The sequence below is a fragment of the Chryseobacterium sp. FP211-J200 genome (genome assembly GCF_001643375.1).
GTDB classification, from domain to species: Bacteria; Bacteroidota; Bacteroidia; order Flavobacteriales; family Weeksellaceae; genus Epilithonimonas; species Epilithonimonas ginsengisoli.
Window position 1 is genome coordinate 32376 of sequence record NZ_LSHB01000003.1, and the last position, 15640, is coordinate 48015.

The 15640-nt window shown below is 37.4% G+C and carries 12 protein-coding genes; 3 read left to right on the forward strand and 9 right to left on the reverse strand.

Annotation, left to right across the window (positions count from 1 at the left end):
* Nucleotides 1-125 precede the first annotated feature (125 nt).
* Both dinB and AXA65_RS01020 read left to right on the forward strand, forming a co-directional pair.
* Complete coding sequence (gene dinB / locus AXA65_RS01015) at nt 126-1274, forward strand: DNA polymerase IV (protein WP_063968275.1); 1149 nt, start codon at nt 126-128, stop codon at nt 1272-1274.
* A gap of 20 nt (nt 1275-1294) precedes the next feature.
* Complete coding sequence (locus AXA65_RS01020; RefSeq protein WP_063968276.1) at nt 1295-4369, forward strand: DNA polymerase III subunit alpha; 3075 nt, start codon at nt 1295-1297, stop codon at nt 4367-4369.
* 38 nt (nt 4370-4407) lie between these two features.
* Here AXA65_RS01020 and AXA65_RS01025 read toward each other — a convergent pair whose 3' ends face one another.
* The 8 genes from AXA65_RS01025 to atpB form a co-directional block, all read right to left on the reverse strand.
* Nucleotides 4408-4710 carry an ATP-dependent Clp protease adaptor ClpS gene (locus tag AXA65_RS01025; RefSeq protein ID WP_371131541.1) on the reverse strand — a complete coding sequence of 101 codons (303 nt, stop codon included), beginning with the start codon at nt 4708-4710 and terminating at the stop codon, nt 4408-4410.
* Between the two features lie 12 nt (nt 4711-4722).
* Nucleotides 4723-6078 (reverse strand): hemolysin family protein, encoded by a 1356-nt coding sequence (locus AXA65_RS01030; RefSeq protein WP_063968278.1) that lies wholly within the window; start codon nt 6076-6078, stop codon nt 4723-4725.
* A gap of 378 nt (nt 6079-6456) precedes the next feature.
* On the reverse strand, nt 6457-7329 hold the full coding sequence (gene atpG / locus AXA65_RS01035; protein WP_063968279.1) for an ATP synthase F1 subunit gamma: 873 nt from the start codon (nt 7327-7329) through the stop codon (nt 6457-6459).
* A gap of 94 nt (nt 7330-7423) precedes the next feature.
* Nucleotides 7424-9001, reverse strand: a complete 1578-nt coding sequence (gene atpA, locus AXA65_RS01040) for a F0F1 ATP synthase subunit alpha (protein WP_063968280.1) — start codon at nt 8999-9001, stop codon at nt 7424-7426.
* A 17-nt stretch (nt 9002-9018) separates the two neighbouring features.
* A complete protein-coding gene (atpH, locus tag AXA65_RS01045; RefSeq protein ID WP_063968281.1) occupies nt 9019-9555 on the reverse strand; it encodes an ATP synthase F1 subunit delta in 537 nt (178 codons plus the stop codon).
* A gap of 5 nt (nt 9556-9560) precedes the next feature.
* A complete protein-coding gene (locus AXA65_RS01050) occupies nt 9561-10049 on the reverse strand; it encodes a F0F1 ATP synthase subunit B (protein ID WP_063968282.1) in 489 nt (162 codons plus the stop codon).
* A gap of 91 nt (nt 10050-10140) precedes the next feature.
* A complete protein-coding gene (locus tag AXA65_RS01055) occupies nt 10141-10359 on the reverse strand; it encodes an ATP synthase F0 subunit C (protein WP_063968283.1) in 219 nt (72 codons plus the stop codon).
* A 42-nt stretch (nt 10360-10401) separates the two neighbouring features.
* Nucleotides 10402-11502, reverse strand: a complete 1101-nt coding sequence (gene atpB / locus AXA65_RS01060) for a F0F1 ATP synthase subunit A (protein ID WP_063968284.1) — start codon at nt 11500-11502, stop codon at nt 10402-10404.
* A gap of 1069 nt (nt 11503-12571) precedes the next feature.
* Here atpB and ffh point away from each other — a divergent pair.
* Nucleotides 12572-13936 (forward strand): signal recognition particle protein, encoded by a 1365-nt coding sequence (ffh, locus tag AXA65_RS01070; RefSeq protein WP_063968286.1) that lies wholly within the window; start codon nt 12572-12574, stop codon nt 13934-13936.
* Between the two features lie 147 nt (nt 13937-14083).
* Here ffh and AXA65_RS01075 read toward each other — a convergent pair whose 3' ends face one another.
* Entirely contained in the window at nt 14084-15640 is a 1557-nt protein-coding gene (locus tag AXA65_RS01075; protein ID WP_063968287.1) for a SusD/RagB family nutrient-binding outer membrane lipoprotein, read from the reverse strand.

Genomic DNA, 15640 nt, shown 5'->3' on the forward strand with positions numbered 1-15640 from the left:
CTTTTTGTTGGGATAAGTTTTTGTTGCTTCTTAAAAACCTGATGTTATCTGGAAAAATCGACATTGATACAAATTGTATCTGCAAATATAACAAAAATGATACAAAATGAATCTAATTTTGTCACATGAATCGAGCAATTGTACATATGGATTTGGATACGTTTTTTGTTTCCTGCGAGAGAAAAGAACATTCCGAAATTGAAGGAATACCACTTATAATCGGTGGTGGCGACCGTGGTGTGGTGGCTTCTTGTTCGTATGAAGCGCGAAAATTCGGGGTACGTTCTGCAATGCCAATCAAAATGGCGCTCAGACTTTGTCCCGATGCAAAAGTGGTAAAAGGCGATTATGAGAATTTTTCTAAAATGTCTCATTTGGTAACCGAAGTGATTCAGGACAAAGTGCCGGTGATGGAAAAAGCGAGCATTGATGAATTTTATCTTGACCTGACCGGAATGGACAAATTTTTCGGCTGTTATCAATGGACTAAGGAAATTGCATCAGCTGTAAAAAAGGAAACTGGATTGCCGATAAGTTTTGCATTATCGAACAATAAAACTGTTTCCAAAATCGGAACGGGAGAATCTAAACCTGAAGGTAAATTTCAAATCAGAGAAACAGAAATACAACCATTTTTGAATCCACTTTCCGTCAAAAAAATCCCGATGGTTGGTGATAAAACATTCCAGCTTCTTTCGAGAATTGGAGTCCGGACAATTCATACACTTTCAGAAATGCCCGTTTTGGTCCTTCAGCAAATGATTGGCGCAAACGGAAAAGAACTTTGGAAAAAAGCGAATGGTATTGATGAAAATCCAGTCGTTCCTTACTCCGAAAAAAAATCGATTTCCTCAGAACGGACTTTTGCAACGGATTCTATTGATGTTTTGGAAATAAAAAGATTGATTTCGGGAATGGCAGAAAAGTTAGCGTATCAATTGAGACAAGAAAAATGGTTGACTTCAACCGTTGTCATCAAAATCCGATATTCCAATTTCGATACGGAAACCAAGCAACACAAAATCGCTTACACGTCTGCTGACCACACGTTGTCCAGAGTTGCGTTGGAACTTTTCAATAAAGTTTATACGAGAAGAATGCGCATCAGACTCGTCGGTTTGCGCTTCACAGATTTGGTTCATGGCAATCATCAGATGAATCTTTTTGAAGATACCGAGGAGCAAATGAGCCTTTATCAAACGATGGATTACCTCAAAAACCGATTTGGGAAAGATGCGCTTGGACGAGCTTCCGGTTACGATTTCGGCAAATAATTTTTTAAAATTTTAATTAAATGTATCTCAACTGTCATTCTTATCACAGCCTTCGTTACGGCACTTTATCGGTTCAAAATCTGGTAGAGCAAGCTTCCGAATTAGGAATCAAAACATTGGTTTTGACCGATATCAATACGGTGACTGCGATTTATGATTTTAAAAAAGTATGTGAAAAAGCCGGAATCAAACCGATTGCTGGTATTGAAGTGAGAAAAGAAAATAAACTCTTATATATTGCTATCGCCAAGGACTTCAGCGGAATTGGAGAAGTGAATAAAATTTTGACTCAACATAATTGTGACGGAATTGAACTTTCCGAAACGGCTCCGAATTACAATCAAGTATTCGTGATTTATCCAATTCAAAATATTCCTGAAACCCTAAAAGAAAATGAGTTCATAGGAATCCGTGAAGAAGAATTGAATCTGTTGATTAGACCGGAATTTAAAGCTAAAATCAATAAAATGGTTGTTCTTCAGCCTGTCACTTTCAGTACGAAAAAAGAATATAATCTTCATAGAATCTTGAGAGCGATTGACGGAAATACTTTGATTTCCAAACTCTCTGAAGATGAGATTTGCAGAAAATCAGAACATTTCAAACCTGAAATTAATTTAATAAAATCATTTGAACATTCTCCTCAAATCATTAATAACACAAAAAAAATCCTCGATGAATGTAGTTTTGAATTTATTTATAAAGAACGCGGAAGTACTGAAAACAAGAACAAAAAATATTTCACAAAATCTCCGGAAGAAGACATGAAATTGTTGACCGAACTCGCTTATTCAGGTTTGGAAAAACGATATGGAGCAAATGACGAAGTTGCCAGAACAAGAGTTGAAAAGGAACTAAAAGTGATTGGCGAACTCAAATTTTCAGCGTATTTTCTTATTACTTGGGACATCATCCAGTACAGTAACAGGATGGGATTTATGCACGTCGGGCGAGGAAGTGGTGCTAATTCCATTGTCAGTTATTGTCTTGGGATCACAGATATCTGTCCGATAGAACTCGACCTTTATTTCGAACGATTCCTAAATCTTAACCGAACTTCGCCACCCGATTTTGATATCGACTGGAGTTGGCAAAATAGAGATGCGATCATCCAATATATTTTTGATACCTACGGAAAAGACCACGTTGCTTTTTGCGGGACCAATGTGGAATTCAAATATAAATCGATTTTTCGGGAAGTAGGAAAAGCGTTTGGTTTGCCCAAAGAAGAATTAGATAATTTGGCTGGCAAATCGATGGAAAACCACGACCAAAACTCGATTGTAAAGTTGGTTCAGGAATATGGAATATTAATGGAGAAATTTCCGAATCAAAGAAGTATGCACGCTTGTGGAATTCTGATTTCTGAAGAACCAATCACAACTTATACAGCATTGGAAATGCCACCAAAAGGATTTCCAATTGCTCAGTTTGATATGAATGTGGCGGAAGACATCGGTCTGGAAAAGTTTGACATCCTTTCTCAGCGCGGTCTGGGAACCATTAATGATACGGTAGAATTAATCAAAAAAAACAGAGGAATTGAGGTTGATATTCGGGACACTTCTATTTCGAAAGATGAATCTGTTTGCAATGAATATTTAGCGATTGGAAAAACAATCGGCTGTTTCTATATCGAAAGTCCAGCAATGCGTGGCTTATTAAGACGATTAAAATGTGACAATTACAGAACTTTGGTGGCCGCTTCCTCGATCATTCGACCTGGCGTTGCGCAAAGTGGGATGATGCGTGAATATATTTTCCGGCACAATCATCCCAACCAATTTGAATATTTTCATCCCGTGTTTGAGGAAAATCTGAAGGAAACTTATGGCATTATGGTCTATCAGGAAGATGTGATAAAAATTGCCCAGTATTTTGGTGGACTTTCTCACGCAGATGGTGATATTTTGAGACGAGCGATGAGCGGAAAGGAAAGGTCAATTCAAAAATTAAATGAAGTAAAATCTAATTTCTTTAAATCTTGTATGGAAGACCAAGGACATTCGGAACAAATGACTGCGGAAGCTTTCCGACAGATCGAATCTTTTGCGGGCTATTCTTTCTGTAAGGCGCATTCAGCTTCGTATGCGGTGGAAAGTTATCAGAGCTTGTATTTGAAGGTTTATTATCCGTTGGAATTTATGGTTTCGGTCATCAATAATCAAGGTGGTTTTTATCGGACGGAAGTTTACATCCACGAAGCAAGAATGTCTGGTGCTGATGTTCAGAATCCCTGTGTGAATAACAGCGAATATCAAACGATTTTGAAAGGGAAAGAAATCTATCTGGGTTTTATGGTCTTGCAATCGCTGGAAACAAAAGTGGCTCAAATCATTTCTGAAGAACGGGAAAAAAGTGGTGATTACAAATCTTTGGACAACTTCATCAAACGCATTCCGATCGGGATTGAAACCATTCAAACCTTGATTTTCATTGGTGCTTTCAGATTTACAGGAAAACCAAAAAATGAACTTTTGGTGGAAGCGAGATTATTATTAATCAATTATAAAATTGAGAACAGAAATATCGCTCTTTTCGATGAACCGGCCAACGACTTTAAACTTCCAGAACTGAAAAGAGAACAGTTTGAAGACGCGTTTGATGAAGTTGAAATCATAGGATTTCCTGTTTCGTGTAGTCCATTTGACTTGTTACAAACCAAATTCAGAGGTCATTTTTTCGTAAAAGATTTGCTGAAGTTTCATAAAAGTCAGGTGAAAATGTTGGCTTATCTGATTTCCAGAAAACACGTTCCAACCAAAAAAGGAGCGATGTTTTTCGGAACCTGGGTTGATGTCAACGGCGATTATTTTGACACCGCTCATTTTCCGGACAGTTTGGAAAAACATCAATTTCAGGGTGGTGGCTGTTATCTTTTGTTGGGAACGGTGGAAGTAGATTATCATTTTCCGACCATCACAATCCATAAAATGGCCAAAATGCCAATGATTCCTGACCCACGCTACGCCTATGACAAAGAAAAACAGTACGATGTCCACAAGCAGATCAAAGAAGATGTGAGTATGACTTCCCGAAAGCCTTATCCTCAGGCTCACGAGATCAATTTGCCGAGGCAGAAGTTTAATGTTTAATTAAAACAAAAAACGACCGCAAAAGCAATCGTTCTAATTTATACTATTTCGGAACTAAGTCCTTTATCCAACAATGCCTGATGCATCGGTTTTAATTTTTCCAAAGCGCCTGTCTTTACGGTACATTTTCCTTTATAATGAACCAGCATCGTACATTGTTCTGCTTGTTCCAAAGTATGTTCACAGATCTCTATCAAACATTCGATCACGAAATCAAAGGTGTTGACGTCGTCGTTGTGAAGGACGATTTTATAGATTTCGTCTTCTTGTTCCAAGACCAATACATCTTCTTCGTACTGGCGTTTTGGCTCGTCATAAGATCTGTTGTTGTAGATTTTCATAACGTTCATTTTTTATTCAGTGATCTCGTCTGTTATATCTTCTAAAAATGGTTTATCGTATAAAAGCTCGACCAATTCTACACTTTTGTTTTGCATTTTCAAGATCTTGAAATGGTAATTACCATAATCGAATTCTTGATTTTCTTCTGGAATATCCTGCAATTCATTCAAGATAAATCCTGCAAGCGTGTTATATTCTCCTTCTTCGGATGGCGGAATATTTTTCGGAAGCTGTTCATTGATCTCGTCCAAAGGCTGTGTTGCTTTTACCCAATAGATATTTTCACCAACTTTGTCTACGATCTTTTCTTCCTCGTCTTCTTCATCCTGGATCTCTCCAACCAATTCTTCAAGAATATCTTCAAGTGTGATGATTCCCTCCGTTCCACCAAACTCATCGATGACAATTGCCAAATGTTGTTTCTTCAATTGGAAAACTTTCAGAAGGTCAGATATTTTTTTGCTACCAACCACAAAGAATGCTTCTCTCATAAAGCCTCTCAGACTTTCGTGGGAAACTTGACCTTTGCTTTTGATATACTCTCTGATGATTTCTTTCGTGTAGAAAATCCCAATAATATTATCGATAGAACCTTCGTAAACCGGAATTCGGGAATAGCCGCTTTCCATAATCTGATTGATGATATCTTCCGGATCATCATTGATATCGATGGACGAGATATTTTGTCTCGTGATCATAATTTGTTTTGCATTGTGATCGGTAAAATCGAATGCATTTTTGATGATCTCGTAATTTTCTTCTTCAATTTCGCCACTGTCCGCTGATTGTTTTACCAATAGCTGCAACTCTTCTGTTGAGTGAATATCGTGTTCCGACGCTGGAAATATTTTGATCAATTTCAAGAACGCGTTCGATAATGAATTCATCAACCAGATAAATGGACGGAAGACATTATAAAAAACGTGCAATGGATAAGCGATGAAAAGTGTTGTCGCTTCTGACTTTCTGATGGCAATTGATTTAGGAACCAACTCTCCAAAGACGATGTGCATGATCGTGATCAACAAGAAACTACAAACTACAGAAATGGTGGTTACCGTTGCGGCAGCCAATTCTATACTCAGCGACTGGAATGTGGCTTCTATAATGTGATGCAAGGCACTCTCTCCTACCCAACCTAAGGCAAGGGAAGCGAGTGTGATCCCCAATTGCGTTGCAGAGAGATAGGCATCAAGATTCTTGATGATGTTTTCTGCTTGCTTGGCTACAGCGTTTCCCTCAGCGGCTTTTACTTGAATTTGGGAATAACGTACTTTTACTATTGAAAATTCGGCGGCTACGAAAAAGCCATTTAGAAGAACTAAAAATAATGCTATGAGAAGTTTGATTAAACTATCAGAATCCATTTAATGTTGTTATATACAATCTGTGCAAAGATAGATATTTTTTTTAACTTGGAAATTAGATGTTAGAAGTGAGATAAACCACCCCGTCAAAAATTCTTCGAATTTTTGAATCCCCTCCAGAGGATGGGAATTTTTACAAGCAAAATGTTTTTTTTAGATTGAAATCGTGATTTTATGTGGAATCTCGCAGCCCGACTTGAACGGAAATCCTTTTTTGCGTATGCTTAAGTTCAACTTAATGGAAAACGTCTGCAAAAAAGATTGGGAGTGGAAGGCGGAAAAGCTGCCCAAATACAAACTGCCCTAAATAATAAAAAGCACTGAAGTTTGACCCTCAATACTTTTTATAACTAACTACTAACTTTAACTTTATCTTTATTAACTGTTCTTGAGCGCTTCTGCTCCGGAAACAATTTCTAATATTTCGTTGGTAATGGCTGCCTGTCTTGCTTTGTTGTAGAAGATCTTCAGGTCACTTCTAAGTGCGTCTGCATTGTCGGTCGCCTTGTGCATTGCTGTCATCCTTGCACCGTGTTCTGATGCTACGGAATCTAGAATGGCTTTGAAGATCTGAGTCTTGATAGATTTTGGGATCAACACGTCAAGAATCTGTTTTCTGCCCGGTTCGAAGATATAATCTACATTGATATCTGCTGAACCAGCTTTCTCTTCTGTAGCTGATGAAATTGGTAAAACCTGCTCTGTCACTACTTCCTGCGTTGCAGCATTGATGAATCTGTTGTAAACAACATAGACTTTATCAAATTTGCCCGCTTTGAAGTCTGACATCACTTTCTCCGTCATATTTGAAACGTGATCGAAAGAAAGATTGTCGAAAAGTGAACTGTGGTTTTCGTAAACTGTTTTGTTTCTTCTCACCGCATCGAAGGCTTTTTTACCTACTGTCAAAACTTCTATCTCCGTGTTTTCGTTTGCAGAAAACTGGATGTTGAGTTCTTTGATCACAGATGAGTTGAAAGCGCCGGCCAAACCTCTGTTGGAAGTCACGGTGATAAAAAGTACTTTTTTGACTTCTCTTTCCAATGCGTATTCCGAGATGTTCTCTGCATCAGACGCCGCACTTACATTCTGTATGATCTCCTGAAGTTTTTCAGAATAAGGTCTTAGCATTACGATCGCATCTTGCGCTTTCTTCAGTTTCGCAGCGGAAACCATTTTCATAGCGCTTGTAATCTGCATCGTAGAAGATATAGATGTAATCCTGCCTCGTATTTCTTTTAAGTTTGCCATAATCTTTAATCTAACAATGTATCAATCTGACAGTTTAACAATTTAACAATTCATATTGCTAAATTGTTAAACTGTTTTACTGTTACATTATTTTTTAATTGTATTTCGCAGAAAGTTCTGTCGCTACTTGCTTCAAAACGCCAGTCAATTGATCATCAATTTTTCCGGATTTAAGAGCTGCCATTACTTCTGGATGTTTGTTTTTCAAGAAATCCACATATTCTACCTGGAATTCTTTCACCTTTTTGATAGGGATGTTTCTCAATAGATTCTCAGTTCCTGCGTAGATCATCGCTACTTGATTTTCTACCGGAAGTGGAGAGTTAACTGGTTGCTTCAAAAGCTCCACGTTTCTTTCTCCTTTTGAGATTACCGCCATAGTAGCAGCATCCAAGTCAGAACCGAATTTAGCAAACGCTTCCAATTCTTTATATTGAGCCTGGTCCAATTTAAGTGTACCAGAAACTTTTTTCATTGATTTGATCTGTGCATTACCACCAACCCTGGATACAGAGATACCAACGTTGATCGCCGGACGAACTCCTGAGTTGAAAAGGTCTGTCTCCAAGAAGATCTGACCATCTGTGATCGAAATTACGTTTGTCGGGATGTACGCAGAAACGTCACCAGCCTGAGTTTCGATAATCGGAAGTGCTGTCAAAGATCCGCCACCTTTTACCAATGGTCTTAGAGATTCTGGCAAGTCATTCATCTGAGCTGCAATTGTATCATCTTTGATGATTTTCGCTGCTCTTTCCAACAATCTTGAGTGAAGGTAGAAAACGTCTCCAGGATAAGCCTCACGTCCCGGTGGTCTTCTCAATAGTAGAGAAAGCTCACGGTAAGCAACCGCTTGTTTTGAAAGATCATCATAAACGATCAAAGCTGCACGACCAGAGTCTCTGAAGAATTCTCCGATAGATGCACCAGCCATTGCAGAATAAACCTGCATTGGAACCGGGTCAGAAGCATTAGCTGCAACGATAACCGTGTAAGCCAAAGCACCTTTGTCCTCTAATGTTTTAACGATCTGTGCTACAGTTGACGCTTTTTGCCCAATTGCAACATATATACAATATACTGGTTGCCCAGCATCATAAAATTCTCTTTGATTGATAATGGTATCAATAGCCACAACTGTTTTACCAGTTTGTCTATCACCAATGATCAACTCTCTTTGTCCTCTTCCTACAGGGATCATGGAGTCGATAGCAACAATACCAGTTTGAAGTGGTTCTGTTACCGGCTGACGGAAGATAACTCCCGGCGCTTTTCTTTCCAATGGCATTTCGTAAAGTTCTCCTTGGATAGGTCCTTTACCGTCGATAGGATTACCTAGAGTATCTACAACTCTACCTAGCATTCCTTCACCAACTTTGATAGAAGAGATCCTGTTTGTTCTTTTTACAGTATCACCTTCTTTTACCAATTTGGATTCACCAAGAAGTGCAACCCCAACATTATCTTCTTCAAGGTTAAGAACGATACCTTCAACTCCAGCCTGGAATCTTACCAATTCTCCGTACTGTACGTTTTCTAAACCGTAAACACGAGCAATACCATCCCCTATCGTAAGAACAGTACCAACTTCTTCTACGTTAGATTGAGTATCGAAATTTGCTAATTGCTGCTTCAGTATCGCTGATACTTCTGCCGGATTTATTTCTGCCATTATATGGTTGTTTTTTCTTAATTAAGTTGAAATTCTTTTTTGATATTGCCCAGCTTTGTTCTTACTGATGCATCGATCTGCTGATCTCCCACTCTTAGGATATAACCTCCCAAGATCTCTGGTTTTACAATAGTTTCCAAGTCATAGTTAGAAACGTTTACCATTTTGGAATCCGTAATGATCTTCTGAATATTTTCCTGTGATAAAGGCGAAGCTGTTACCAAAGAGATACGTTGAGTACCTTTGATGTCTTCCACTTTATTGATGAATTCCTGAGCAATATTTCTAAGCTGAGATTCTCTGCCTTGCTTGATGACCAATCTGATGATATTCTTAGAAACTTGAGAAAAATCTTTGAAGATCTCCAAAGCGATCGCTTCTTTCTTTTTTGCATCAATGATCGGTGTATTCACAAACTGATTCAGTTCTTTGGAAGAAGACATGATTTTCACAATATCCTTCATCTCACCGAAAACAGCATCTGTGTTACCAGACTCCTGCGTGAAATCCAATAGACCCTGAGCGTATCTTTTAGCTACTTTAGATGTTAACATCCGGATTAGTTAAGGTTAGATTTGTTAAGAATATTTTCTACCAAAGCGTTTTGCGCGTCATCGTTATCCAATTTCTCTTTAAGGATATTTTCAGCGATGCTTACAGACAAAGTTCCTATTTGAGTTTTGATATCTGCCATTGCAGCATTTTTCTCAGTCTGGATAGATTGTCTAGCAGCTTCGATCATTTTTTCGCCTTCAACTTTTGCGCTGTCTTTAGCTTGATTTACAATCTTATCTTTCATATCTCTAGCTTCTTTCAAGATACCATCTCTCTCAGCTCTAGCCTCACGAAGGATTCTTTCGTTATCCTCTTTCAACTGAGCCATTTCTTGTTTAGCCAATTTAGCTTGATTAAGAGCATCGATGATAGAAACTTCTCTATCGTTCACTGCATTCAGAATTGGTTTCCAAGCGAATTTTGCTAATAAAAACAAGAGGATGATAAATGTAAGCGTCATCCAAAATAATAAACCTATGCCTGGTTCTATCATAATATGAGTTTTTTATTAATTATAAATAATTTTTGAATTTAAAAAAATCTTAGCAAAACCAACCGTCTTGCTAAGATTTGATTGTAAAGGATTACTTGATAAATGCACCAAAGATAATCGCAATAAGACCAGCTCCTTCAATAAGACCTGCTGCAATTAGCATAGCCCCTTGAATTTTACCAGCTTGTTCCGGTTGTCTAGCGATAGCATCCATTGCGTGTCCACCGATTTTACCAATTCCTAGACCTACGCCTAATACTGCTAAACCGATACCTACGTAGATTAATCCTGCTCCAGTTGTTAAATCCATAATAAAATTATTTAGGTTAAAATATGTTTCTTTTTAATATAATTAATGTTCGTGTGAATGGTCCTGTACTGCAATACCAATAAATAATGCGGACAAAACCGTAAAGATATAAGCCTGCAAAACGGCTACTAATAATTCCAAAACTGAAATAAACAAAGCCAACGGCACCGATGCAAATCCCAAAAGTGGAGATTTGAAGATAAATATCAATGAAATAATTGCTAATATCATAATGTGACCCGCAGTTACGTTTGCAAAAAGTCGCATCATCAAAGCAAATGGTTTTGTAAACACCCCGATGATTTCGATAGGAACCATAATTGGATAAAGCAAAATTGGAACTGGCGGCATAAAAATATGCTTCCAATAATCTTTGTTTGCGCTGAAAAGCGTAATCAACAAAGTAATGATTGCCAACACCGCTGTAATTGCGATGTTCCCAGTCAAGTTACCTCCGAAAGGGAAAAACGGAATCAATCCGAATAAGTTATTAATCCAGATAAAGAAAAATACCGTCAATAAATAAGGCATAAATCTTTTATACTTGGATGATCCAATATTTGGAATCGCAACCTCGTCTCTAATAAAAATGACAATAGGTTCTAAAATTCTGCCCGCTCCTTTTGGCATCAAAGAATTCTTATAACTTCTTCCCATACCGATAAAAATAATCAGCATAAAAATAACTGACAATAGCATTGCGAAGACATTTTTGGTAATGGAAAAATCATAGAAAACTTTACCAGAATCTTGCTTGCCCCCAATCAATCCGAATAATGTTGCTTTTTCCAAACCTTTGGTAGAAACCAATTGTCCTTCGTGCAACGTGTATCCATCGTGCTCGTGACCGTGCGCAATGGAAGATGATAAAAATGTGTGAATTCCTGTTTGATCTTTAATTATAATCGGCAAAGGAACCGAAATATGTTTTTCCTCGGCTGTTCCTTCGTTCAAAGTTACCAAGTGCCATTCGTTGGAATCGCCGATATGCTCCATTATCATTTTCTTTGCATCAAATGATTTTTCAGCTTTTTCTATTTCTGCCGTTTCCCCTTGGTGAGCAACTTCGTGCTGAGCAGAGACAAAAACACTTGAAAAGAGGAACAAAAACGTAAAAAATATTGGATTAATTCTTTGCTTCATAACACATTTTATCGGTTTGCAAATATATTGATTTATAATGGATAGAAAAACTAAATTATATGATTTTTATCAAATCTATAATCCTATGATTTATTGAGTTTTATAATGACAAAATAATACAAAATAAAGGAACTTGCTAAAAAAATTAAGCTTAAAAATAAAAAATTAACTTTTGTTTTGTCTATAAAAAATAAAATCACTGCCACCCAGATTAGATCTTTCAACAAGTTAAATCCTAAAAATCTCAAACCCGGATCATTGCGCTTTATCAAGAAGTTTGAAAATAGATAATAGACAATAATATTGAGAATAAGTATTGAACAAACAATAATTAAAAGGGCCAATATTGGATTCATTTTGCAAAAGTAAACATTTTAAGTTTGAAGTCAGGGGTTGGATGATGGAAGTTTATGTGTTGAAGTTTAGAAACGTAAATCACATTCATCCAAATCCGGGTAATAATCCCATTGTAAATCTAAAACCGCAGGGCGATGAACTGTTAATAGAAAACCAATCATCAAACCACGCAAAGCTCCGTAGGTGCGACCTGTTAAAAATCTAAGGGAAAATCGAAAATCTATTTTAATTCAAATAATATTTTTGTAAAAATAATAATCGTAAAAAATAATTAAACATTACGATGAGACGCTATTTATATTCTTATTTAAATAGACGTTTTTTACAGGTCGCTCCTCTGGAGCTTAGCTTCTATAGATTACTTATTTCTATTAACAGTTCGCCTTTACAAGGCTTTCTTTGTAATTTATAATTCCTAACTCGAACCGAATTTAAATAACAAACATTATACATTTAGACAAGGTTCGTTTTATCTTGAATCTGCAGCCCGGCTTGAGCGGAAATCCTTTTTTGCTTGGACTCGCGTTCAACTTATCTGAAAGCGTGGAGCAAAAAAGATTGGGAGCGGAAGACGGATATAGCTGCCCAAACCTTCAGGTTCGACGGAGTCAAATAAAATAAATGATAAATGATGATCGATAAGTGATGGCCGAGTCTATTACCTTTGTTTAAATTTTCTTATTTTTGCAACCTTAATATATTACACAAAGTTATGTTCAACAGTTTACAAGATAAGCTAGATAAGGCGCTTCATAATATTTCCGGTCGCGGAAAGATCTCCGAGATCAACGTTGCAGAAACTGTAAAAGAAATCCGACGTGCACTCGTAGATGCCGATGTGAACTACAAAGTCGCAAAGGACCTGACGAAACGCGTGCAAGATAAAGCGCTGGGACAAAACGTTCTGACGTCTCTTACTCCGGGACAATTGATGACGAAGATCGTCCACGATGAGTTGGTGGAATTGATGGGTGGAAGCCAAGAAGGCATCAATCTTTCCGGAAAACCAAGCGTTATTCTAATTGCTGGACTTCAAGGTTCTGGTAAGACAACTTTCTCAGGAAAATTGGCCAATTATCTGAAACAAAAACGCAGCAAAAAACCACTTTTGGTAGCTTGTGATGTTTATAGACCTGCGGCAATCGATCAGTTGAAAGTTCTTGGTGGCCAGATCAATGTTGAAGTTTATACGGAGCTTGAAAATAAAAATCCAACTTCTATCGCATCTAACGCAATCAATTATGCAAAATCGAATGGTTTTGATACAGTGATCGTGGATACGGCAGGACGTTTGGCAATTGACGAGCAGATGATGATCGAGATCAAGTCTGTTCACAGTACGATCCAACCGAACGAGACTTTGTTCGTTGTAGATTCTATGACAGGTCAGGATGCTGTGAATACAGCGAAGACCTTCAATGATGTTCTGAACTTCGACGGTGTTGTTCTTACGAAATTGGATGGTGATACGCGAGGTGGAGCGGCTTTGACAATTCGTTCTGTTGTAGAGAAGCCCATCAAGTTCATCTCAACAGGAGAAAAAATGGAAGCTCTGGATCTTTTCTACCCGGAAAGGATGGCGGACAGAATTCTTGGAATGGGAGATGTTGTGTCTTTGGTGGAAAGAGCTCAGGAACAGTTTGATGAAGAGGAAGCGAAAAAACTTCATAAGAAAATTGCCAAGAATGAATTTGGTTTTGATGATTTCTTGAAGCAGATCAATCAGATCAAGAAAATGGGTAATATGAAGGATCTAATGGGAATGATTCCCGGTGTTGGAAAAGCAATCAAAGATGTGGACATCAATGATGATGCCTTCAAACACATCGAAGCGATCATTCATTCTATGACGCCGGATGAGAGAAGAAGACCTTCTATCATCAATGTTTCAAGAAAGCAAAGAATTGCTAAAGGTGCAGGTAGAAAACTGGAAGATGTGAATGCATTGATGAAACAATTTGACCAAATGGGAAAAATGATGAAAATGATGCAAGGTCCTCAAGGTAAACAAATGATGCAAATGATGAGCAAAATGCCAAATATGCCTGGAATGGGTGGTGGATTGTTTGGGAAGTAATAGGATATAATCCATCGATTTATTATAGAATAAAAAAACCTCAGAATCCTTCTGAGGTTTTTTGTTTTTTGTTGATTTATTTAAGATAAGACTAAAATAAAAGACCGCATAAATGCGGTCTTTTTATAATAGAGAATCGTTAGATTCTTATTGATCCCACCAAACTTTTGATGTATTTTTATCTTCTGCCGGCAACAATGTTTGTACTCCAGTTTTATAATTTGCATTATTAAAATTGACTTCCTCTTGAGGATATCTAATTCTGCGTGGAATAATACCACCATTCAAAGCACTAGGAGCAGGTTTTAAATCAGGAAAATTAGTTCTTCTCCATTCTGCCCACGAATAATGTCCATTCATAAATAATGAAATCCATTTTTCTTCTCCAATAACTCTTTTTGCTCCAAACGCAGCGACATCAGCTACTCTAGCAGCTGCATAAGCTGCTGCGGAAGATGATATTGCGGTTCCTGTAAAAGGTGCAGTTCCTGTTACATATTTACTATCCAAAGAATTGTAGTTTAAAACTATCCCGCTAGTAAGCAAAGGAGCAATATTTTCTGTTGTCCAACCCAAAGCAGCCGCTTCAGCTCTATTCAGAAAAGTATAAGATGCTGTCATTAAACTTATAGGGGAGTTATTACTTCTAAATCTAGCACTAACGGTAGATGCAGTAGCTGAAAAGCCTGCATTCGCCAAAGCATTAGCATCATATCCATATGGTAAACCAACAGCTGTAGCGTTTCCAGTAGTACTATACAAATTCAATCTAGCATCTTGAGTATGGTTTGAGGTTCTATTAAAAACTGTATTAGCTCCAGTAGTAGTACCTTTAAGTGATTCAACCAGCTCTCTAGAAATTCTGTAATCTGCAGCTCTAAATGCAGAATAAGGATTAGGATAAGATTGAGAAGGATTGATAGTAAACCAAGCTTCGTCTGCAACTGTTTCAATAACTCCAGCTGGATTTGCTAAAGCACTTTTAAATTCTGTAGCTGCAAAATCATTTGCTCCAGGATATTTTTTTGATAACTGAAGTGTTACTTGCAAAAGTACAGAGTTAGCTAACTTTTTCCATCTAGCAATATTCCCATAGTAAAGAATATCACCGGTAGGAACAGTTGATGTTGTATTGATAGCATCTCGTCCTGATTTCAAATCAACAATAAGTTGCTTATAAATAGCCTCCTGTGAATCATACTTAGGCAAATAAATATTATTATTTACTTGATTAGCTTCTGAGAAAGGAGCATCACCATATAAATCAGTCACTCTTTTTAATATAATTGCTCTAAAAATTTTAGAGACACCCACCATATTACTTGCACTTCCTTGCAAAAGCATCTCTTGAGATGGCGAATTGCTGTAAGCATTAATAATTGTAGTTAAATTCTGTAATTGATTAGCATAATAATTTCCCCAAGCACCAGGCGTATCACCATAGTTCTGTTCAGTTGTGTACAAAACCTGAGACTGATATTGGACGAACAACATTGGAGTCATCTGATATACTTGACTAGCAGTCCCACCATTATTACCAAAGTTCATGATAGCACCAGACAAAAGCGATTTATAATCAGCATTATAGATACCGTAAACGTCCTTATTGTAATCTGCTCCAAAATCTTCATCATTACAAGAAGTTAAAAAGAAACTTGATGCAAGAATTGATAAGGATAATATTTTAAATGTTATTTTTTTCAT

Excerpts from the sequence above, each read along its gene's own strand:
- dinB (WP_063968275.1), top strand. The coding sequence starts at position 126 with ATGAATCGAGCAATTGTACATATGGATTTGGATACGTTTTTTGTTTCC.
- AXA65_RS01020 (WP_063968276.1), top strand. The coding sequence starts at position 1,295 with ATGTATCTCAACTGTCATTCTTATCACAGCCTTCGTTACGGCACTTTA.
- AXA65_RS01025 (WP_371131541.1), bottom strand. The coding sequence starts at position 4,710 with ATGAAAATCTACAACAACAGATCTTATGACGAGCCAAAACGCCAGTAC.
- AXA65_RS01030 (WP_063968278.1), bottom strand. The coding sequence starts at position 6,078 with ATGGATTCTGATAGTTTAATCAAACTTCTCATAGCATTATTTTTAGTT.
- atpG (WP_063968279.1), bottom strand. The coding sequence starts at position 7,329 with ATGGCAAACTTAAAAGAAATACGAGGCAGGATTACATCTATATCTTCT.
- atpA (WP_063968280.1), bottom strand. The coding sequence starts at position 9,001 with ATGGCAGAAATAAATCCGGCAGAAGTATCAGCGATACTGAAGCAGCAA.
- atpH (WP_063968281.1), bottom strand. The coding sequence starts at position 9,555 with ATGTTAACATCTAAAGTAGCTAAAAGATACGCTCAGGGTCTATTGGAT.
- AXA65_RS01050 (WP_063968282.1), bottom strand. The coding sequence starts at position 10,049 with ATGATAGAACCAGGCATAGGTTTATTATTTTGGATGACGCTTACATTT.
- AXA65_RS01055 (WP_063968283.1), bottom strand. The coding sequence starts at position 10,359 with ATGGATTTAACAACTGGAGCAGGATTAATCTACGTAGGTATCGGTTTA.
- atpB (WP_063968284.1), bottom strand. The coding sequence starts at position 11,502 with ATGAAGCAAAGAATTAATCCAATATTTTTTACGTTTTTGTTCCTCTTT.
- ffh (WP_063968286.1), top strand. The coding sequence starts at position 12,572 with ATGTTCAACAGTTTACAAGATAAGCTAGATAAGGCGCTTCATAATATT.
- AXA65_RS01075 (WP_063968287.1), bottom strand. The coding sequence starts at position 15,640 with ATGAAAAAAATAACATTTAAAATATTATCCTTATCAATTCTTGCATCA.